The sequence below is a fragment of the Priestia sp. USM5 genome (assembly GCF_058323215.1).
In genome coordinates, this window is sequence record NZ_JBSGKN010000001.1 from 1,206,620 (window position 1) to 1,226,726 (window position 20,107).

General features: G+C 37.3%; 19 protein-coding genes and 2 pseudogenes. 14 read left to right on the forward strand and 7 right to left on the reverse strand.

Annotated elements, in window-relative coordinates; all coding sequences use genetic code 11:
• Positions 1-30 precede the first annotated feature (30 nt).
• The 3 genes from ACWATA_RS06350 to ACWATA_RS06360 all read left to right on the forward strand — a co-directional run bounded on the left by ACWATA_RS06350 (position 31) and on the right by ACWATA_RS06360 (position 2,085).
• Complete coding sequence (locus ACWATA_RS06350; protein WP_013058327.1) at positions 31-384, forward strand: DUF1048 domain-containing protein; 354 nt, start codon at positions 31-33, stop codon at positions 382-384.
• Positions 385-573: 189 nt separating this feature from the next.
• Positions 574-1,335: an ABC transporter ATP-binding protein gene (locus tag ACWATA_RS06355; RefSeq protein ID WP_473049651.1), complete on the forward strand. Its 762-nt coding sequence runs from the start codon at positions 574-576 to the stop codon at positions 1,333-1,335.
• Positions 1,336-2,085: an ABC transporter permease gene (locus tag ACWATA_RS06360; protein ID WP_165636264.1), complete on the forward strand. Its 750-nt coding sequence runs from the start codon at positions 1,336-1,338 to the stop codon at positions 2,083-2,085.
• Between the two features lie 305 nt (positions 2,086-2,390).
• Here ACWATA_RS06360 and ACWATA_RS06365 read toward each other — a convergent pair.
• Positions 2,391-2,534, reverse strand: a pseudogene (locus tag ACWATA_RS06365) (helix-turn-helix transcriptional regulator); the annotation flags it as partial.
• Between the two features lie 135 nt (positions 2,535-2,669).
• Between ACWATA_RS06365 and ACWATA_RS06370 the strand changes: the two are divergent.
• The 5 genes from ACWATA_RS06370 (at position 2,670) to ACWATA_RS06390 (ending at position 7,627) form a co-directional block, all read left to right on the forward strand.
• Positions 2,670-3,428 carry an IclR family transcriptional regulator domain-containing protein gene (locus ACWATA_RS06370; protein WP_165636265.1) on the forward strand — a complete coding sequence of 253 codons (759 nt, stop codon included), beginning with the start codon at positions 2,670-2,672 and terminating at the stop codon, positions 3,426-3,428.
• A gap of 17 nt (positions 3,429-3,445) precedes the next feature.
• A complete protein-coding gene (locus ACWATA_RS06375) occupies positions 3,446-4,399 on the forward strand; it encodes a sugar kinase (protein WP_432235716.1) in 954 nt (317 codons plus the stop codon).
• Between the two features lie 17 nt (positions 4,400-4,416).
• The gene (locus tag ACWATA_RS06380; protein WP_432235717.1) at positions 4,417-5,079 is read left to right on the forward strand and encodes a bifunctional 4-hydroxy-2-oxoglutarate aldolase/2-dehydro-3-deoxy-phosphogluconate aldolase; all 663 of its coding nucleotides are present in this window, start codon (positions 4,417-4,419) and stop codon (positions 5,077-5,079) included.
• Positions 5,066-6,214 (forward strand): galactonate dehydratase, encoded by a 1,149-nt coding sequence (gene dgoD / locus ACWATA_RS06385; RefSeq protein WP_013058319.1) that lies wholly within the window; start codon positions 5,066-5,068, stop codon positions 6,212-6,214. Before ACWATA_RS06380 ends, dgoD begins: the two co-directional genes overlap by 14 nt.
• A 93-nt stretch (positions 6,215-6,307) precedes the next feature.
• Positions 6,308-7,627: an MFS transporter gene (locus ACWATA_RS06390; protein WP_048019369.1), complete on the forward strand. Its 1,320-nt coding sequence runs from the start codon at positions 6,308-6,310 to the stop codon at positions 7,625-7,627.
• Positions 7,628-8,275: 648 nt separating this feature from the next.
• Here ACWATA_RS06390 and ACWATA_RS06395 read toward each other — a convergent pair.
• The 6 genes from ACWATA_RS06395 to ACWATA_RS06420 form a co-directional block, all read right to left on the reverse strand.
• Positions 8,276-9,310, reverse strand: coding sequence for a DUF3231 family protein (locus tag ACWATA_RS06395; protein WP_165636268.1), 1,035 nt, complete (start codon positions 9,308-9,310; stop codon positions 8,276-8,278).
• Between the two features lie 152 nt (positions 9,311-9,462).
• Positions 9,463-9,762 (reverse strand): spore coat protein, encoded by a 300-nt coding sequence (locus ACWATA_RS06400; protein WP_165636269.1) that lies wholly within the window; start codon positions 9,760-9,762, stop codon positions 9,463-9,465.
• A gap of 18 nt (positions 9,763-9,780) precedes the next feature.
• A complete protein-coding gene (locus ACWATA_RS06405; RefSeq protein ID WP_048019372.1) occupies positions 9,781-9,975 on the reverse strand; it encodes a hypothetical protein in 195 nt (64 codons plus the stop codon).
• 17 nt (positions 9,976-9,992) lie between these two features.
• Positions 9,993-11,129 (reverse strand): zinc-dependent alcohol dehydrogenase, encoded by a 1,137-nt coding sequence (locus ACWATA_RS06410; protein ID WP_165636270.1) that lies wholly within the window; start codon positions 11,127-11,129, stop codon positions 9,993-9,995.
• 18 nt (positions 11,130-11,147) lie between these two features.
• Entirely contained in the window at positions 11,148-11,516 is a 369-nt protein-coding gene (locus ACWATA_RS06415; RefSeq protein ID WP_016766279.1) for a spore coat protein, read from the reverse strand.
• 16 nt (positions 11,517-11,532) lie between these two features.
• Complete coding sequence (locus tag ACWATA_RS06420; protein ID WP_034649925.1) at positions 11,533-11,778, reverse strand: hypothetical protein; 246 nt, start codon at positions 11,776-11,778, stop codon at positions 11,533-11,535.
• Between the two features lie 280 nt (positions 11,779-12,058).
• Between ACWATA_RS06420 and ACWATA_RS06425 the strand changes: the two are divergent.
• The 6 genes and pseudogenes from ACWATA_RS06425 to ACWATA_RS06450 all read left to right on the forward strand — a co-directional run.
• Positions 12,059-12,351 (forward strand): annotated as a pseudogene (locus tag ACWATA_RS06425) (arsenate reductase/protein-tyrosine-phosphatase family protein); the annotation flags it as partial.
• A gap of 295 nt (positions 12,352-12,646) precedes the next feature.
• Positions 12,647-15,634, forward strand: coding sequence for a substrate-binding domain-containing protein (locus tag ACWATA_RS06430; RefSeq protein ID WP_473049652.1), 2,988 nt, complete (start codon positions 12,647-12,649; stop codon positions 15,632-15,634).
• A complete protein-coding gene (locus ACWATA_RS06435) occupies positions 15,609-16,319 on the forward strand; it encodes a LytR/AlgR family response regulator transcription factor (RefSeq protein ID WP_165636272.1) in 711 nt (236 codons plus the stop codon). The genes ACWATA_RS06430 and ACWATA_RS06435 overlap by 26 nt, the downstream gene beginning before the upstream one ends.
• A 193-nt stretch (positions 16,320-16,512) precedes the next feature.
• A complete protein-coding gene (locus tag ACWATA_RS06440) occupies positions 16,513-17,514 on the forward strand; it encodes a LacI family DNA-binding transcriptional regulator (RefSeq protein ID WP_473049653.1) in 1,002 nt (333 codons plus the stop codon).
• A 352-nt stretch (positions 17,515-17,866) separates the two neighbouring features.
• Positions 17,867-18,688, forward strand: coding sequence for a sugar phosphate isomerase/epimerase family protein (locus tag ACWATA_RS06445; RefSeq protein WP_034649933.1), 822 nt, complete (start codon positions 17,867-17,869; stop codon positions 18,686-18,688).
• A gap of 131 nt (positions 18,689-18,819) precedes the next feature.
• Positions 18,820-20,001, forward strand: coding sequence for a levoglucosan dehydrogenase (locus tag ACWATA_RS06450; RefSeq protein WP_165636274.1), 1,182 nt, complete (start codon positions 18,820-18,822; stop codon positions 19,999-20,001).
• The last annotated feature ends 106 nt before the right edge of the window (positions 20,002-20,107 follow it).

Here is a 20,107-nt window from a genome sequence, read left to right on the forward strand (position 1 = left end):
TGAAGCTTTATAAAAAGGAGGAAAAATGACATGTTGGAAATATTCAAAAAAATGATTGGTGATAAAAAAGAGTATAAAATGATGATGGCACGGGTTGAAGCCTTGCCAGAAGACTATCAGTTTGTATTTAAAAAAATTCAAAACTACATGTGGAATTTCTCATCGGGCAACGGAATGGATATGCTACACATGCAGTATGAATTAATTGATTTATTCGAAGCAGGTGCTGCAGAAGGTAGACAGGTGCTCGAAATTACTGGAGACGATGTGGCTTCCTTTGCTGACGAATTAGTGGCAAATGCTAAAACTTATATGGTTAAGTATCGTGAAGATTTGAATCAGAGTATTAAGGAACGATTAGGAAAAAATAAATTTAATCAATAACATCGACTGAATAGCTAGTTGCTTTTGCTATTCAGTCATTTTTTAAACTCAGTACTAAGTGATACAGAATATCGGTCAGACTAAATAGTGAGATATCAAAAACCTAGCTCTACGAGATGCTCAGCTTAGTTATAGCATGACAGTTCTAGCAAGAAAGCTTGTGGAGCTTTTTAAAAGGAGGAAAAACGTATGAGAAATACAGCGATTTTTGTAAAAGAGTTAAAAAAGTCCTTTAAAGACAAAGAAGTTTTAAAAGGGGTGAATGTTGAGGTGCAGCGCGGTGAAATTTTTGCACTGCTGGGCTCAAATGGGGCAGGTAAGACGACGACAGTTAATATTCTTTCAACGTTGATGAAGGCTGATAGCGGCGAAGTGAGTATTTGCGGATTTGACGTCCAACGTCAACCGGCTGACGTCCGCCAAAACATCAGCCTAACGGGGCAGTTCGCAGCGTTAGACGGCATGCTTACTGGGAAGGAAAACCTGATAATGATCGCCAAATTGCGAGGGGTATCTAATCCTGATGAAGTAGCTGACAATCTTCTTGGAAGATTCAGCTTGACCGATGCAGCTAATCGCCGGGCGGATCAATATTCCGGTGGAATGAAGCGCCGACTTGATATAGCTATGAGTCTGATTGGGGGGCCAGCCGTTATTTTTCTCGACGAACCGACGACCGGACTTGATCCGGAAGCCCGGATTGAAGTCTGGAACACCATCAAAGAGCTTGCTGGCGGTGGTACAACCATCTTGCTCACGACTCAGTACCTAGAGGAAGCTGAACAACTGGCAGACCGTATAGCCATCCTACATGGCGGAAAAATCATCAAAACCGGTACCCTTACTGAACTTAAAGAGATGTTCCCCCCAGCAAAAGTGGAATACATTGAGAAACAGCCAACATTGGAGGGAATCTTCCTCGCAATCATCGGTAAAAAGGAGGAAATGTAAATGAAAAACAATACAGGTGTATTACTAGGACGTTTGATGCGCACTATTATGCGCAGCCCGGATACGATTATTACGGTGGCGATTACGCCGATTATGATGATGCTACTGTTTGTCTACGTATTTGGTGGCGCTATAAATACAGGAACAGCCAATTACGTCAATTATTTATTACCGGGAATCCTGCTGATGGCTATCGCATCCGGCGTCGCTTACACTTCCGTGCGGCTATTTAATGATGTAAAAAGTGGACTGATGGGCCGTTTCATCACCATGCCCATTAAACGTTCTTCGGTATTATGGGCTCACGTGTTGACATCTTTTGTTTCCAATGCGCTTACTATCGTGATAGTTATCTTCGTCGCGCTCTTGATGGGTTTCCGTTCCAGCGCTGATATCCTAGATTGGTTCGCGGTAGCCGGGATACTCGGGCTGTTTACGCTAGCCCTGACATGGTTGGCCATTATTCCAGGACTGACAGCGAAATCTATGGAAGGAGCCACAGGCTACTCGTACCCACTAATCTTCCTACCTTTTATTAGTTCCGCCTTTGTTCCCACTGAAACGATGCCTAAAGCTGTTCGTGCATTCGCCGAAAACCAGCCCGTGACTTCAATCGTGAATACGATTCGTGCACTCTTGTATGAAGGATCTGTTGGCAACGATATCTGGAGTGCCCTTGCCTGGTGCCTAGGTATCATGGTCATTGCTTATTTCTTCGCTAGTAAAGAATTTAAACGCAAATTAGGGTGAATTTTATAGACTGAGCAAGCTACCCAAGGTATATGGAATCATCGGAATTTTAATGTAAAGTATTGATAGCATAAAACAGGGATTACTTCTAGTTGTCGTAATGTGAATTATCGGTAGAAATAAAGAAGACCTGGAACAAGGTCTTCGTTTATTCATCATCTTCCCATTCATTTTGTTGTTTTTTCTTAACCGGTACACATAGTTCATGGGTATAAGACCACATACAAAAATAATGCCTCCAAATATGTAATTTTAATATGCTGCAAATTTAAAAAGGTAAGCCTTTCATCAACTATCTTTTTCATTCAAAATAACTCGTCCAATGTTTCTTCAATGACGTAGCAAATTTGCAAGCAAAGCTTTAACGACGGGTTATATTTGCCTTTTTCTATGAGGCTAACAGTCTGTCTTGTAATACCAACCTTATCTACAAGTTGCTGCTGAGTTAATCAGTTTCTGTCATAAGTATTTTTGTTTAATTTGTAAAAATATTTTGAATTAATGATCTGTCTATGATAGTATTTAAATCAGTAAATCATATATAAAATTCAAAATCACATATGTGATTTAGAGAGGGTTTCTTCATGTCAGTAAAATCAGCAGAACGTGTATTAAGGGTATTTGAATTGATTGCTCAACATCCCGAGGGGTTAACAGTAAAAGAAGTTAGCGATTTACTTTCGCTTCCGCAAAGCAGTACGTTTAATCTTGTGGGAACACTTCATAATGAAGGGTATTTGAATCAGGACTCATTAAAAAGGTATAAGCTAGGGCCAAAGCTAATTCAAATTGGAACAGCGGCTATGGAATCATTGGATATTTCTTCTGAGGGAAAACCATATTTAAAGAAGCTGATGGAGGATGTTCAGGAAACGGTGTTTATGGCTTTGTTGTCAGATGGAGAGTTGGTCTATGTTGTTAAGATTGATAATAATCGCTCTATTAGAACAACAGCTCAGCCTGGTAACCGAAAGCCGCTCTATTGTACCGGATTAGGAAAAACCTTTTTAGCTTTTCTTCCTAAAGATCAGCGAGAACAGCTGCTTGAACATACGGAGCTGCTGCCTATTACGGATTATACGATTACAAATAAAAAAGTTCTTAATGACAATCTAGACTCTTTTATTCAAATGGGCTATGCAATTGATGATGAAGAAAATGAAGAAGGCTTATTTTGCCTTGCTGCACCTGTATTTGGAGCAAAGGGAAGTATTCAAGCTGCTATTAGCGTAGCTGGACCTAAGGAAAGAATGCTGAAGCATAAGGACTTTATAGTAGAAAGGCTGCTTCAAACAGCGACTAATATATCTTTTATTGCTGGATATGAAGAGGCAAAGAGATAAGTGAAAAGAGGGGTAAAATGGATGTGATAAGCATGGGGGAAACAATGATTCTGTTTACCCCACACTCGAATGGAAAGATGCGATATGCTAAAGATTTTTCTTCGAAAATTGCAGGGGCAGAAAGCAATACGTTAATCGCCCTGTCAAAACTCGGTTATCAAACGGGATGGGTTAGCCGGTTAGGAAAAGATGAGCTAGGAGAGCGGATTCTTTCAAGTATTAAAGGAGAAGGAATAGATGTAAGACATGTGATATTTGATGATCATGCTCCTACGGGTCTTTTTTTAAAGCAAAAAACAAATGAAATGAACAGTAAAGTCTTTTATTACAGGAAAGAATCAGCAGCAAGCTTTATGAATCCGCATGATATGAATGAAGAGTACATCTCTTCTGCCAAATACTTATACGTGACAGGGATTACACCTGCGCTAAGCGATTCCTGCCACGAAGCTGTTTTTCAAGCGATGAAAGCAGCTAAAAAAAATGGTGTAAAAATAGTGTTTGATCCGAATTTACGCAAGACGCTTTGGGATGAAGAAACTGCGCGTCAAACACTCATTAAAATGGCTACATATGCAGATATTATTTTACCAGGAGTGAATGAAGGCCAGTTTTTATTTGAGAAGGATAATCCTGAAGACATTGCAGTAGCTTTTCATCAATTAGGTGCAGAGTTAGTCGTTATTAAGCTAGGTGAGGAAGGAGCTTATTATTCGACTGAAAATGAATCCGCTTACGTAGAAGGCTTTAAAGTTGCTAGAGTAATAGATCCAGTAGGAGCTGGCGATGGGTTCGCCGCTGGGATACTATCAGGATTAATAGATAAATCTTCTTTAAAAGAAACGGTTAGAAGAGGGTGTGCTATAGGAGCTATGGTTGTAACCGTAGAGGGTGATATTGAAGGCTTGCCTGATAAGAAAGAGCTTTACGAATTTATGAATGCGATTACAAAAGAAGACGTTATACGATAAAAGAAAGGGGCTTACCCATGACGGATAGTTTATCACATTTATTAGAGCATAAAATCGTTGCGATTATTAGAGGAGCCAAACCGAAGGACGTAGTGAAAATTGCCTCTGCGCTTAATGACGGCGGTGTAAAAAATATAGAAATTACTCTAAATTCGCCTGACGCACTTTCAGCCATTAAAGAGGTTTCTACAGAGCTGGGTGATCAAGTGCTAGTAGGAGCAGGTACAGTGCTTGATCCTGAAACAGCACGTTCAGCTATTTTAGCAGGAGCAAAGTTTATCCTTTCTCCAACTGTTAATATTGAAACTATTAAACTAACAAAAAGATACGGTGCGGTGAGTATTCCAGGTGCTTTTTCACCTACTGAAATTTTAACGGCATATGAAAATGGCGGAGATATTATAAAAGTATTTCCTGCTAGGCTGGGTGCTAGCTATATTAAAGATATTCGGGGGCCGCTTCCCCATATTCCACTTCTTCCAACAGGAGGAGTTAGCTTAGACAATATTCAAGAATTTGAAGAAGCAGGTGCTGTAGGGTTTGGTATTGGGAGTTCTTTAGTAGATACAAATCGTGAAATTACTCATGCATACCTGCAGGAATTAACACAAAAGGCTAAAGCATACGTAGCCGCAGTGAATGGTATAACGAAAGGGGAAAAAGTACATGAAAATTACTAATTATGAATTGTTCCAAGTGCCGCCACGCTGGTTATTTTTAAAAATAGAAACAGACGAAGGAATTGTTGGATGGGGAGAACCAGTTATTGAAGGAAGAGCCTCTACCGTTAAAGCTGCAGTAGATGAGCTGATGGAGTATCTTATTGGCAAAGATCCATTAAATATTGAAGATCATTGGAACGTTATGTACCGAGGCGGCTTCTATCGAGGCGGACCTATTTTAATGAGTGCCATATCAGGAATTGATCAAGCATTGTGGGACATAAAAGGAAAATATTATGATGCTCCTGTACATCAACTGTTAGGCGGAAAAGCAAGAGAATCTATTAAAGTATATTCTTGGATTGGAGGAGACCGCCCTTCAGATGTAGGCGAAGCAGCAAGAGAAGTTGTTTCAAAAGGGTTTACAGCAGTAAAAATGAATGGGACAGAAGAGCTTCAATACGTAGATTCATATGAAAAAATTGATCAAGTAGTGGAACGTATTGCTGCTGTTAGAGAAGCAGTGGGACCTTATGTAGGAATAGGTATTGATTTTCACGGACGAGTACATAAGCCAATGGCAAAAATTTTAGCTAAAGAACTAGAGGTCTATCGTCCAATGTTTATCGAGGAGCCGGTTTTGCCGGAAAACAATGAGGCATTAAGAGAAATTGCCAACCATGTATCCATTCCTATTGCGACGGGAGAAAGAATGTTTTCAAAATGGGAGTTTAAAAAGCTCTTAACGGACGGATACGTTGATATTATTCAGCCTGATTTATCACATGCAGGAGGAATTACAGAATGTAAGAAAATTATTTCAATGGCTGAAGCCTTTGATGTAGCAGCTGCGCCTCATTGCCCGTTAGGACCTATTGCATTAGCCGCTTGTCTTCAAGTAGATGCAACGTGCCACAACGCATTTATTCAAGAACAAAGCTTAGGCATTCACTATAACCAAGGCAGTGATTTACTAGATTATATTGTTGATAATCACGTATTTAAATATGAAGAAGGATTCGTAAAGATTCCAGATGGACCTGGCTTAGGTATTGAGATTAATGAAGACCATGTTAGAAAAATGGCTGATATTGGTCATAATTGGCGTAATCCAGTATGGCGTCATAAAGACGGTTCTGTAGCGGAATGGTAAAGGGGAAACCATTTTAGTACGGGAGATCTGATTGACAAATGACCGTCAGTCAGATCTTCTTTTTAAACTAGTCATATACAGGGGGATAAGGGAATGAAGGGGTATAGCGAAAAGCCGACTCGCGTTAGATTTCGTGTTTTAGCATTTATTTTCGTAAGCGTTGTCATCAACTATATGGATCGAAGTAATATTTCTGTAGCCGCCACGGCCATGTCCAAGGATTTAAAGCTATCATCAGTAGAACTGGGCCTTATATTTTCAGCCTTTGGATGGGCTTATGCTGCTTTGCAAATACCAGGAGGGGTAATGGCTGACCGTTTTGGTGCTCGTGTTACGTATGCCGTTAGCTTAATCACCTGGTCTATTGTTACATTATTACAAGGATTTACCAAGGGATTTGTGAGTCTTTTTGGTCTGCGTCTAGCGACAGGAGCGTTCGAAGCACCGGCTTTTCCGACCAATAATAAAGTAGTTACCAGCTGGTTTCCAAATCAGGAAAGAGCATCAGCAATTGCTTTTTATACTTCAGGACAGTTTGCAGGGCTAGCATTTTTAACACCTACATTGGTGACCATTCAGCACTTTTTAGGGTGGAGAGGTCTGTTTATTACTACAGGGGTTATCGGTATAGCATGGGGCATTATATGGTACATCTTTTATCGTGATCCTTCTCAGCATAGCAAAGTAAATAAAGCAGAGTTACAGCATATCGAAGAAGGTGGAGGCTTAGTTAAAGCTGCGGATACGAAAGGAGAAAGAGCAAAGTTCGAATGGGGAAATCTTAAAGAAGCCTTTTCTCACAGAAAGCTATGGGGCATCTACTTAGGACAGTTTGCCGTCAACTCTACTTTATGGTTCTTCCTTACCTGGTTTCCAACGTACCTTGTGGAATACAGAGGGTTAGATTTCTTAAAATCAGGATTCTTAGCATCAGCTCCGTTTTTAGCAGCGTTTGTAGGAGTATTACTATCTGGTTTTGTATCTGACGCCTTAGTGAAAAAAGGAGTATCACTAGGTATTGCAAGAAAAACACCTATTATCGTAGGACTGCTTTTATCAACTTCAATCATTGGAGCCAATTATGTAAATAGCACATCTCTCATTATCATGTTTATGGCTATTGCGTTTTTTGGAAATGGCCTGGCTTCTATTACATGGGTCTTTGTCTCAACGCTAGCGCCTAAACACTTAGTCGGTTTAACAGGCGGAGTTTTTAACTTTATCGGCGGTCTAGCTTCTATTATTGTTCCGATTGTTATTGGTTTCTTAGCTAAAGGAGGAAACTTTGCTCCAGCGCTAGTATTCATAGCGGCATTGGCCCTTTTAGGAGCACTTTCGTACATCTTCCTTGTAGGAAAAGTGGAAAGAATTAAAGTGGTTAAAGATGAAAAATTGAATCGAGATATTGTGTAAGGCCGTTTGTAGTTTTATAGGAATCATACATCTGAAATTATTTGTGACGAGATGAAAAGTGAATTCGTAAAAGGTTTATTAAAGAAAGAGCATAAATTTTGTTGGGGACCAACGGATTTATGCTCTTTTTTTACCTATAAAAGAGGATTTCAGACCGTACAAGAATAAGATTATTAGGTTAGGTAGTAGTGATGTTCATAAATACAAAAAGCGTGATAAAATACACAAAGTTTCTACCTTTTATTAACAGTAGTTACAGGTTGATAAGTAAGAAATGATTAGTAGAGAGTTGAAGGTGCATGTATGAAAAAGGTGTTAGCAACTTCTGCTGTATTATTGCTAGCATTAGTAGCTTGCAGTAGTAATTAAACTAAGTAAATAAGAGCAGAAACATAATATTTCCTGCTATAATTCTTAAGAATGCGTAGCTATTCCAACATTTGAGCAAACTATCCAAGACACCGCGAGGTATCTATCTAATATCCTAATCCGCGGGGCAAAAGAAACTATTAAGGATGAGATAGTTTCTTTTGTTTTTTTAATACATTATCAACTTAAATAGACCTTATTTAGTTAACATAAAACGGCTTATCGGAAATTACATGCAAAACAACCTTCCATAAGGGGTTTTTGTTATTTTCACTAATACTATTTTGAAGCTAAATTTTCTCTATCTACAGCCTCTGGTGGAATTTCCATCCATCCATTTTCCATCATAATATTTGATGCATCCTTAACAAAATTTGCTATATTCATTAAAGATCTCCCATAAAGTAACGCTAAATCATGTCTGCCATTTACAGCTAGTGAATTCCCAAATGCTCTTATTTTCATGGAAAACATATCGACCTTATGAAACAGCATTAGTTTATCCGAAAAAGGTGCGAAAGTTGAAGTTGTGACTAAATGGTCAATAAATTCTGGAGCAGGTAAGTTCTCACGATGAAGTTTTTCTATGTAATGTTCAACTGCTTTATGGGTAAGGTCTTTTCCTTTTACAAATATGTCTCTAACTTTTTGGCTTTTGGCAACTTGACTAAAAGCCATGATTAAAGCTTTGCTTGTTACGTTATTTTCAATATTATCGTATAAATGAGCAATTTCTAACGCGTGTAGAGGACGAACATCTCCAACAAAACCACTCAAATAATCAGTACTGGCAATTTTTACTTGTTCTGGAGCTGGAATAATGGGTGGGGCAATAATAAGGCTTTTATCCATTAAAATGGTTTTAATTTCTTCCATTAATTCCATGGTCGAGTTCATACAGTAAGTTAAGAAATTGCGTACATCTTCTCTATATATTAAAGGTATAGCGATACTATAAATGCTAAGTCCTGCTTTTCCTGCATACTTTAAATAATATACATAAAATTCATCTTCAAATAATCTTGGAGCACCTAGATTAACGTCTTCCTCTGTAAAGCCATGTGGAATAGGTATATTTTCTTTGATAAATATCTCTTTGACGCTACTTTGAAATTCTTCAGTTAGTCTTTTCGCATGTTCTACTAGCTTTTTTATGTCTTGATCTTCAACATGTTGTAGAAAATAATTTAAAATACAATTACACATGCTATTACCCATATAGGTTGCCCAGAGTTTTCCCATTTCTGGAGCCGTCAATTTTCTATCAGGATTTGATTTTTTTAAGCCTATCTTAATTGGTTTAATTGTTCCCATTTATAGTCTCCTTTTCTTAGGCTTGCTTTTTATATTGTTTTTATTCTTCATACCCTGTAAACATTACAAGTCCCTTCAGAACTTTTTTAAGATATATATGGATTGTCAGGAACAGTTTAGGTTGGTAATGTTAAACTGCTCCTATTTTATTTTTATAGAGTGGGCAAGTTCAATGCCGTATCGATATTATTTAAATCTAAAGTGATTTGTTCATTTGTATCCCAAACATGATACCATCCTTTTTCTACCATATATGCAGAAATTTGTTCATGCATATCAAGAGCTTCTACTAAATGGTGAGTGAGCATTTCTTTAATTTCAGGTGTTCCTGCCTCCGTAACTGCCATGGCGTAATTTCTAACTCCACTTTTAGCTGCAATCAATAAATCCATTGCAACCACTTGATCCGATAGGGCATTCATGCCAGTTAAATTTTCAATAATTGGATTCATGTGTATTCATCTCCTATTTTACTGCTTAGCGTTGGAAAGGATAGAAGCATATTCTTGTAATTGTCTCGTAGATACATCTATGTCTTGCTGCATAATATCTTTTAATTGCTGATCTGTAACTAATCCTCTCATCGTTTTGGACTTAGTCAAGCAATTGGTCTTAAATGCAGCCATTTCATGGACCTCAAGAACTTCATGTAAAGCGTAATTCATTTTTTCTACCTCCTTCCTCAAGGTTTTAACAAGACTTTTATACAATTATCCATTTTGGTGTCAAAAATCTCATAGCCACGCTTTGCTTCACTAAGTGGAAGTACATGACTCACGACATCTCCTGGATCAATTTTTCCGGTCGAAACTAATTCAAACATATATGGCATATAGTGGATTACAGGTGCTTGTCCAGAGCGAATATTGACGTTTCGGTTCATAATATCTCCCATTGGGAATCCATTATATTTGCCACCGTAAACGCCTGTAACTTGGATTGTCCCGCCTTTACGTACTACTTGTGAAGCCATGATAAACGCACTAAATGCTCCGCCCTGCAGTTTCATTCCACTCGCCAGGAACTCCATATCAGTCATTTTACCGTCCATACCAACTGCATCAATGACAACATCAGCGCCGCCCTTCGTCATTTCTTTCAAATGCATTCCTGCATTTTCAAAATGTGCGAAATTTACAATTTCAACTTTGTTGGTACGTTTGGCGTGTTGCAAGCGATAATCTACATAATCTACGGCAATGACACGCTTTGCTCCTTTTAGCCAACAGAATTTTTGAGCAAAAAGGCCAACCGGACCACAGCCAAGAACAATAACTGTGTCTCCACCCTTTACGCCTGCATTGTCAACACTCCAATAACCAGTAGTCATTGCATCGGCAATAACTGCTAACTTTTCATCTGGTTCTTCACAAGTCTCTGGAATTTTGAAATGAGTAAAGTTAGCAAACGGTACTCTTAAATATTCAGCTTGCCCACCTGGATAGCCACCCGTCGTACCAGAATATCCGAAATAGGCACCCATATCACCATTATCATTGGAATTATCACATTGGCTTTCCAAATGGTTTTTACAGTAAAGGCATTCACCGCATGCTATATTAAAAGGAATAATAACACGATCTCCCTTTTTTACTTTCGTCACATCTGGACCAACTTCTTCGACGATTCCCATTGGTTCATGGCCAATCACATAGTTTTCTTGCAGGTTAGGAATCATGCCATGAATTAAATGTAAATCAGACCCACATATAGCCGTACTGGTTACTTTAATAATCATGTCATCTCGTTTTTCAATCTTTGGATCTGGAACTTCTTTGACTACAACATTTTTAATACCTTGATACGTTACTGCCTTCATGATAGATATCCTCCAGTGTTAGTGTTCATCAGGTGTTCGGTCAAACAGACCTTTTCTATTGGTCTCAACAGGAAATAAATTCATTTTGCCAATCATCAATGTATTGTTGGCAGAAAGTTGGTCTAGTTGATATTGTTCACTTAATTCGTATGGATGGAACCATTTCTTACTAATCATTAGTTCTGTAATTTCTTGGTGCATGGCAATCCCTTGCATTAACTGTTCTCGTAAGAGGGTTCTAACATCAGGTGATGCGGACTCCGTTAATGCGACTGCGATATTGCGAACACCTTCCTTGGCACGAAGAAGAAAGTCCATCGCAAATGTGGTATCTGCGAGCTCTGGTACGTGTAGCGAGTTTATAGGATCTAAATAGTCATGATTCACTGAATTTACCTCCTTTTCAATTGATTATTGGTGTTGGCCGGTTTTGAGGAACAGGGGCTTCAAAAGGTGCACGTTGATAAACTGCCTGTAATTCTCCCAGCGCTTGTATCGATTGTTCAACATCTTTTTTCATTAATGCTCTCAAATCATCATCAAATACAAGTCCTTGCATTAGTTTTGATTTCGCTAAGCAAAGAGTTTTAAAATTAATAACTTCATGTAGATCCAATGACTCATGGTCGGCTAATTTTTGAATATCCATTTCTGATTACCCTCCTTTTTACGTAAATACAATGTTATTGTTCCGAATATAGGAGGAAACATTCTATAATGTTTTTATAGGTGAATTATATTAAGTAGTTATAATGTACATATAATCCGGAAAATTAATTGGCAATAGCTGGGGCTAAACGCTTTGGTGGTCTTTTTTTTGTTAGCTAACTGATAGGTTAGTCGAACAAGAACTCTTTTAATTACATCAAACTTTTTGATTTAAATATGGCATGAAAGAAGGTTAGGCTAAAAAGTATCAAGGGAAATAGTGGGAGGTAAAAAGTGCTGGACTTGAAGTTCATGCTTTAAATCCTAATGCCGTAAAAACAATGAAAGAAGTAGGAATCAATATCTCAAACCAAACATCTGATGTAATCAATCCTGAAATTCTTAATAATCTGTTTTAGTTGTGACACTATGCGGACACGCAGTAGAGCATTGATCTGTAACTTTTCTACATGTGAAACGAGTTTACTGGGGCTTTGGCGATCCGTCAAAAGCAGAAGGAACAGATGAAGAAAAATGCATTTATAATTGGAAGTCTTTATATAAAGCTCCATAGAAGGATTAACGACATAAATATCTTTCCCTTTAGTAATGTCAAAAAGACGACTCTCTGTTTTGATCTCTTCCTTCTTTAATAAAGGTGTGGCAGCCCCATGGGTAAGTATTGTTAGACTAATCAATATAGTGAAGCTTATAATAAGAAAAGTATAATTTGTAAAGCGATTACAATAATTATTACAAATGAATAATTGGTTTCAAATTAATCTTTAAGCACCGTAAAGAACATAAAGTAAGGGATTCATCATATAGAATCCATATTATATTTTTTTAACTAACTAGGGGCGAAACGAATGAAGGATTCCAGATATATTGCACAACCAGGCTTTACTGATACCGGGATGGTTTTTAAGTTTGTACAAAAAAGTAACGAGTTTATTCATACTTTTGCCGAGGGAGAATTACTGTATAGGTTGGGGGTTAATCGAGAGGATATCGTCGGAAAGGCGCTTCATGATTTGTATTGGGATGATATTGACACTGCCAATTTACTAAACAGTTATTACAAAAAAGCGTGGGCAGGACAGTACATTGAATATGAAGGTGAATTTAGAGGTACTTATTATGTAATTTATTTAAGACCTTTATTTCATAAGGATAAAGTAGCTGAAGTAGTCGGAACTTGTGTGGACATTACTAACAAAAAGATTATGGAAGAGGAAATTCTTCAAAAAGAACAAGAACAAAAATTAATGAATTCCTATGCATTCCAGCGTAGTTTGATTGATTGGTTAGATAGTGGGATTGCAGTAACAGATTGGAATAAAAAAATAAGGCTCTTAAATAGGAAATTTTACGAAATTTTCCAGTTGAAGGGTGAAATTGATTGCCATATTGGGATGCACGCTTCCGATTTACATTACCTTTTTGATAAAGAAATTAATAAAATTAAGCTGGAAAATAAAGAAAAACGAACGAGAACTACAAAAGAGATTAAAATAGATACAGGTATGACACTACGCTACAATTGTTTTCCTTTAAATGAGGAAAATGATTTTGTAGGCTACTTATGGGAGTTTGAGGATATCACAGAACAAAAAAAAATGGAAAGAGTTATTATTCAGGCAAAAGAAGAGGCTGAAAAAGTGAACATGGCCAAATCAAGTTTTTTGTCTAAGATGAGTCATGAACTGCGTACGCCGCTGAATGGAATTCTGGGTTTTGCTCAATTATTGGAGATGGATGAATTTTTAAATGAACAACAGCGTGATTTTGTACAGGAGATTTTAAGTGGAGGAAGCCATTTATTAAGTTTAATTAATGATATTTTAGACGTGTCAAGAATAGAAACAGGAAATTTAAAGATTTCTGTAGAGGAAGTTCATCTTCTAACTGTCATCAAGGAATGTATCAATATTGTACAACCATTGGCTAAGAAGAAGAATATCAGTATTTATAGCCAACTGGATCAATGGGAAGATATGATCGTTCTTGCTGATCCTCTACGTCTTAAACAAATATTGCTGAACCTACTCGATAATGCTATTAAATACAATCAAGAAAATGGAAAAGTCATCGTTTTCTGTCGTTTACAAGAGAATAAGCAGTACATTCATATCGTAGATACAGGTGTGGGTTTTTCTGCAGAGGAATATACTAAAGTGTTTGTTCCATTTTATCGAATTGAAAGTGCAAAAGAAGAAGGTACAGGCATTGGGTTATCTTTAGTTAAACAGCTGGTGCATCTAATGGGAGGGGAGATTAATGTAACAAGCAATAAAGGAACAGGAAGTGAGTTTTGTTTTAGCCTTCCTCTTCCAAATGATTCAAAGACTGTCATACAATGGGGTGAACAAACTGAATTTCCTCCACCAAATAATAGGAAGGAAGATAACTATCGTTTGCTATATATTGAAGATAACGAATCCAACTTGCACTTAGTAAGTAACATCATTAAATCGCAGCCTTCCTATACGCTCTTATCAGCTCGTACAGGAAAAGAAGGAATAGAAATTGTAGCAAACGAAAAAATAGATTTGGTTCTTCTTGATATTAACCTCCCAGATATTAATGGATATGAAGTATTTGAAATTTTAAAAGCAGGCAAAGAAACGAAAGATATTGCTGTCATCGCTGTAAGTGCAAATGCAGTGCCAAAGGATATTCAATATACATTGGATAAAGGATTTGATAACTATTTAACAAAGCCCATTCATGTACAAGAGTTTTTGACAATCCTAAGTGAAACGCTAAACAATACAATTAATCAAAATATTCCAGATCATAAAATTTTAAGTACAGGACCACATGGCGAGGAAGCTGCCTCAGCAAAAACACTGCGGTTATCTTTGAAAGAGCTAAAAAAAATTAAGAAAAAGAAATATAAGGCTGCTATTGCTATGCATTATACTGGAAGTGATTGGTCAAGGTCCCAATTGGAAGGAATGCAAACTACTTTTGAGAAAATGGGCATTGAGGTAGTAGCCGTGACAAATGCAGAATTTAAATGGAAAAAGCAAGTAGCCGACATTGAAAGCATTTTAGCCAAAAAACCGGATATCCTGGTGAGCATTCCAGTTGATCCAGAATTGACTGCAAGTGTATATCAAAAAGCAGCCCAAACTGGTGTAAAGCTGGTGTTTATGGACAATACACCGAATGGTTTGCAGCATGGGAAAGATTATGTAAGTATTGTTTCTGCTGACAATTATGGAAATGGCATTGAATCGGCTAATATCATGGCTGAGAAATTAGATAGAAAAGGTAAGGTCGGGATTATTTATCATGATGCTGATTTTTTTGCAACCAAACAAAGAACGGAAGCATTTGAAAAAACGATAAAGGAAAGGTACCCTGATATTCAAATTGTCGATCGTAGGGGAATTACTGATTCGAATGATGGAGAAAAAGTGGCATCCGGTATGATTGCTGAACATCAGGATTTAAATGGTATTTTTGTTGTATGGGATGTCCCGGCTGAAGGAGCTTTGAGGGCAACTCGTACTGCAAAAAAAAGCAATTTAGTCATTACGACAATGGATTTGGGTATGAACGTCGCCTTGGAAATTGCACAGGATGGACCTATTAAAGGACTAGGTGCCCAGCTACCATACCAGCAAGGAGTCGCCGAAGCGATTCTAGCAGGGTATGCCCTACTTGGAAAACAAGCGCCACCCTATGTAGCCGTTCCGTCTCTAAAAGTAATGAAAGAAAATGTAATTGATGCTTGGCAGCTCGTTTATAATGAAGATGCTCCAGATATTATTCAAAGTGTTGCGAAATCAAGAAACGCTAGGGAAAAGGGGGAACAACAAGATGAAAGTATTGATCGCAGACGATGATGTTACCTCAAGAAAATTGTTAAGGTACTTTATTGGGAGTTTATCCAAATATAAAATTGTTGGAGAGGCCGCCAACGGTGAAGAATTGATACACTATGTTACGAAAGAAAAACCGGATCTTGCTTTAGTCGATATCGGAATGCCCTTATTGAATGGGATGGAAGCAGTTAAAGCATGTAAAGAACTTTTCCCGGCTTTACAAGTTATTTTTATTACTGGTCATGATAATTATGCACTTGAGGCATTTAACGTAAAGGCAGTAGACTATATTTTAAAGCCAATTGATAGAAATCGTTTATATGGTGCTTTAGAGAGAGCCTCCCAAGTGTCTATTTCACTAGTCGATAAAGAACATTCATCTAAAAAGGATTTAATGATTAAACAGCAGAAAAATATAATTTTTATTCCATTAGAAGAAATTATCTTTATTGAAAGACTTGATCGGAAATCTGTCATTCATACTAAAAATGGTAAATTCGAGACAAATGAAGCTTTAACTAGCTTAGAAGGTGCCGTTGATTCTAGGTTTATGATATCTCATAGATCTTATATTATAAATGTGGAACTTTTAACAAGAATCGAAGCAACGGGTCAAATGTATAAAGCCTATTTTAAAGATTATAAGGAAACTGCAAGGATTTCCAAGCATAAAGTAGACAATCTGCAAAGGTACAAATTATTATAAAACAGGGAGCTCAGCAATAAGTGCTGAGTTTTTTTAATTTGTTGTTTTTTTGTTTATATGGATAAAAACGACGCTTAAAAGGATTTTTAAAGAGTTTGAACCTCAGAAAATGTTGTCTGAATCCAATTAGACAATATTTTTGTATGCGATTACAATTCTGTTATAGAGAAGAACAAGAAAAGAGAGTCGTAAAATGGTGCGAATAATAGATGTAGCAAAAAAAGCAAATGTTTCAACTGCTACAGTGTCAAGAGTGCTAAGTAAACCTAACACTGTAACGGGAGAAACGACTGAGAAAGTATTACAAGTAATTAAAGAATTAAACTATCAGCCAAATGCATTAGCTCGCCAGTTAAGAACATTAGAAACCAAAACCATTCTAGTCATTGTACCTGATATAACAAATCCTTTTTTTTCTAAGGTATTAAGAGGAATTGAGTCTGTAGCCGTCATAAAAGGATATCAAGTTCTGCTTGGGGATACGGGCAATGATTTGGAAAGAGAAAATGGGTATTTAAATATACTTCTCCAAAAAAAAGCTGATGGAATGGTTTTACTAACGGCGAGAATGGAATCGAAGAACATTGAGGAAATGGCTCTCAAATATCCTGTAGTTTTGGCATGTGAATATATAGAAGGTTCAGCCATCCCCACCGTTTCTATTAATAATATCAGCGGGGCTCAAAAAGCAACAGAATATTTGGTTAAGTTAGGACATAAAAGGATAGGATTTATATCAGGTCCCCTAGGTGGAGTGATAGGCCAGGATCGATTAAAAGGATTTTATCAGACAATGACACGATACAACCTGACAGTTGAGTCTATTTTAGTGCAGGAGGGTGATTTTTCTTATGAAAGCGGTTTTAATATAATGAATCAATTTTTGGGTCTTAATCATCCTCCAACAGCCGTGTTTGCAGCAAATGATGAGATGGCATTTGGAGCTATAAATGCTATTTCTTCAAAAGGATTAAGTGTTCCACATGATATTTCCGTAGTAGGATTTGATGATATAAAATTTTCATCTATTTTCAAACCGGCTCTTACAACCATCTCACAGCCAGCTTTTGAGATGGGCACGATGGCAATGAAATTACTTATAAAGTTGATGAATAAGGAAGAAATTGAAAGACATCAATATTTAATGGAAGATCAGCTTATCATACGTGATTCGTGCTCAACACATCTTTCATAAGGGAATAAGAGTTCTTTTGAAAATGTGTCTGATGATTTAAATCTTCTTGTTTTTTAAAATTAAGATGTAATCGATTACAAATGGTTGGAAAAAGAATTGCTTAATATCTGATTAAAAAGGGATTTTTAGTTTGGGTTTTTGATAAGTACAATCAATTACAAGTACAGGTAGTAAACACAGCTTCTTCTTATAATAAATTAAAAAATATAGTCTTTTTCTAGAATGCTTTGTAATCGATTACATGTATTTTGATTCAATTATTTCTTATCTAAATTAATTTAGGGAGGTGATGAAATCCCAGTATTAATACACCATGTACTCATAAGGAATCTTTAAAGATAGGAGAGAAACCATGAAACTAGGATATCAGACAAATACGTGGGGCGGGGTAGTAGGGCATCCTGCCGGAGTCACTTCGATAAAAGACCTTTATTACCTTGCAAATGGATCAACAGAAGAAGCTTTAAAGGATATTGCAGAAGTTGGATATAAAGGATTTGAAATGTTTGACGGAAATCTAATGGAATTTAAAGATAGAAAAGAAGAATTTAGAGCATTGCTGAACCGTTACTCTTTAGACTTTATTGGAGTTTACACTGGAGGGAATTTTATTTTTCCAGATATTTTGGAAGAAGAATTATTAAAAATTGAAGAGGTTGCAGCTCTTGCTTCTGAACTAGGAGCGAAGCATCTAGTAATTGGCGGAGGAGCTATCCGTGCGAATGGTATTTTAGAAAGCGATTACACTGATTTAGGCAATGCTCTTAATCGAGTAGTAGTAATTGCAGAGAAATATAATCTTATTCCAAGTTATCACCCGCATTTAGGAACAAACGTAGAGGCCCCAGACCAGCTGGACAAATTAATGGCACTAACAACGATTAATTTATGTCCGGATACAGCGCATATCGAAGCAGGTGGAGGGAATCCGGTAGAAGTAATTAAAAAATATGCAGATCGCATTAAATATATTCATTTCAAAGATTATTATAATGGAGAATTTCTTCCTTTAGGAGAAGGACATCAAAAGTTTGATCAAATGATCCAAGTTCTGGATGAAATTGGATATGATGAATGGCTTACAGTAGAATTAGATAGCTATAATGATCCGAAAAAAGGAGCAGAAATCAGTTTTAACTTCTTATTAAGTTTTGAAACGGCAAATAAGTCTTAAGGTCAAGAAGAAAGTAGCAGAGATAATATATTAGAAACTTGAAGTCTAATTTACCATAACGATATAGAAAATGTTATTTAAAAGATAGTAGATCAGAATAAATAGACTACTTTCATAGGAGGAGAATAAAAATGAAAAAGTTAAACGTAGGTATGATTGGCGGAGGATTTATGGGGAAGGCGCATGCACTCGCTTACGCAGGTATGCCAATGTTTTTTTGGCCGGCACCAGCAGTTCCTCAACGACACACAGTCGTTGATGTGACCGAAGAGTTAGCAAAAGATGCAGCGGAACGTTTAGGATTTGAAAACTATTCATCTGATTGGAGAAAGGTAGTAGAAGATCCTGAAATTGATATTATTGATATTGTAACACCAAATGACTCTCATGCAGAAATTGCCATTGCAGCTGCCAAAGCAGGTAAACATATCATTTCAGAAAAACCGTTAGCACGAACTGCAGCAGAAGCAAAAACAATGCTTGACGCAGTAAAAGAAGCAGGTGTTAAGCATATGGTCGCATTTAACTATCGCAGAACACCAGCCGTTGCTCTAGCAAAAAAATACATTGAGGAAGGAAAAATCGGAAAGATTTTAAACTTCCGAGGCACGTACCTGCAAGACTGGTCTGCGGATCCTAACTCGCCTTTATCATGGCGTTTCCAAAAAGAACGAGCTGGTTCAGGTGCATTAGGTGATATCGGAACACATGTGATTGACTATGCGAGATATCTTGTGGGTGACATTTCAGAGGTAATGGCTGTTGCAAAGACATGGATTGGTGAAAGACCGATTCAAAGTGGTGCTGTAGATAAACTAGGAACTGTAAAAGCAGAAGCTGATGTACCAAAAGGTAAAGTTGATGTAGACGATGAGTTTTCAACTTTAATTAAATTTGATAACGGCGCAGTAGGAAGCATTGAAGCGACCCGTAATGCCTGGGGTCGCAACAACTTCTTAACATTTGAAATTCACGGAGAGAAAGGTTCATTATACTTTAACTATGAACGCCGTGATGAGCTTCAAGTATGTTTCTCCGATGATCCAAGTGATAGCCGCGGATTCAGAACGGTTTATACAGGACCTGCACATCCATATGGAGAAGGTCTATGGCCAATCCCGGCATTAGGAATTGGGTACGGGGAAACAAAAATTATTGAAACATATGATTTCCTCAAATCAATCGCTGAAAATACAAGCGTATCACCAGATTTTGAAGACGGTTATCAAATCGCTGTTATTTCAGATGCTATCCTTGAATCAGCTGAAAAAGGTGTGTGGGTTAATCTTACAGAAAATTTAGTGAAAGCTTAAATAATAGTTTAGTAGAGGCTAGTCCTAGTAGACTAGCCTTTATTAGAAATAGAGTTGTTGATTTGTGATTCGGATCAATAGAGGCAAGTCAGCAAGCGGCTATAAA

Bases quoted from the DNA above. Each gene is read 5' to 3' on its own strand.
- ACWATA_RS06350 (WP_013058327.1), top strand. From the start codon at position 31: ATGTTGGAAATATTCAAAAAAATGATTGGTGATAAAAAAGAGTATAAA.
- ACWATA_RS06355 (WP_473049651.1), top strand. From the start codon at position 574: ATGAGAAATACAGCGATTTTTGTAAAAGAGTTAAAAAAGTCCTTTAAA.
- ACWATA_RS06360 (WP_165636264.1), top strand. From the start codon at position 1,336: ATGAAAAACAATACAGGTGTATTACTAGGACGTTTGATGCGCACTATT.
- ACWATA_RS06370 (WP_165636265.1), top strand. From the start codon at position 2,670: ATGTCAGTAAAATCAGCAGAACGTGTATTAAGGGTATTTGAATTGATT.
- ACWATA_RS06375 (WP_432235716.1), top strand. From the start codon at position 3,446: ATGGATGTGATAAGCATGGGGGAAACAATGATTCTGTTTACCCCACAC.
- ACWATA_RS06380 (WP_432235717.1), top strand. From the start codon at position 4,417: ATGACGGATAGTTTATCACATTTATTAGAGCATAAAATCGTTGCGATT.
- dgoD (WP_013058319.1), top strand. From the start codon at position 5,066: ATGAAAATTACTAATTATGAATTGTTCCAAGTGCCGCCACGCTGGTTA.
- ACWATA_RS06390 (WP_048019369.1), top strand. From the start codon at position 6,308: ATGAAGGGGTATAGCGAAAAGCCGACTCGCGTTAGATTTCGTGTTTTA.
- ACWATA_RS06395 (WP_165636268.1), bottom strand. From the start codon at position 9,310: ATGGGAACAATTAAACCAATTAAGATAGGCTTAAAAAAATCAAATCCT.
- ACWATA_RS06400 (WP_165636269.1), bottom strand. From the start codon at position 9,762: ATGAATCCAATTATTGAAAATTTAACTGGCATGAATGCCCTATCGGAT.
- ACWATA_RS06405 (WP_048019372.1), bottom strand. From the start codon at position 9,975: ATGAATTACGCTTTACATGAAGTTCTTGAGGTCCATGAAATGGCTGCA.
- ACWATA_RS06410 (WP_165636270.1), bottom strand. From the start codon at position 11,129: ATGAAGGCAGTAACGTATCAAGGTATTAAAAATGTTGTAGTCAAAGAA.
- ACWATA_RS06420 (WP_034649925.1), bottom strand. From the start codon at position 11,778: ATGGATATTCAAAAATTAGCCGACCATGAGTCATTGGATCTACATGAA.
- ACWATA_RS06430 (WP_473049652.1), top strand. From the start codon at position 12,647: ATGAAGGATTCCAGATATATTGCACAACCAGGCTTTACTGATACCGGG.
- ACWATA_RS06435 (WP_165636272.1), top strand. From the start codon at position 15,609: ATGAAAGTATTGATCGCAGACGATGATGTTACCTCAAGAAAATTGTTA.
- ACWATA_RS06440 (WP_473049653.1), top strand. From the start codon at position 16,513: ATGGTGCGAATAATAGATGTAGCAAAAAAAGCAAATGTTTCAACTGCT.
- ACWATA_RS06445 (WP_034649933.1), top strand. From the start codon at position 17,867: ATGAAACTAGGATATCAGACAAATACGTGGGGCGGGGTAGTAGGGCAT.
- ACWATA_RS06450 (WP_165636274.1), top strand. From the start codon at position 18,820: ATGAAAAAGTTAAACGTAGGTATGATTGGCGGAGGATTTATGGGGAAG.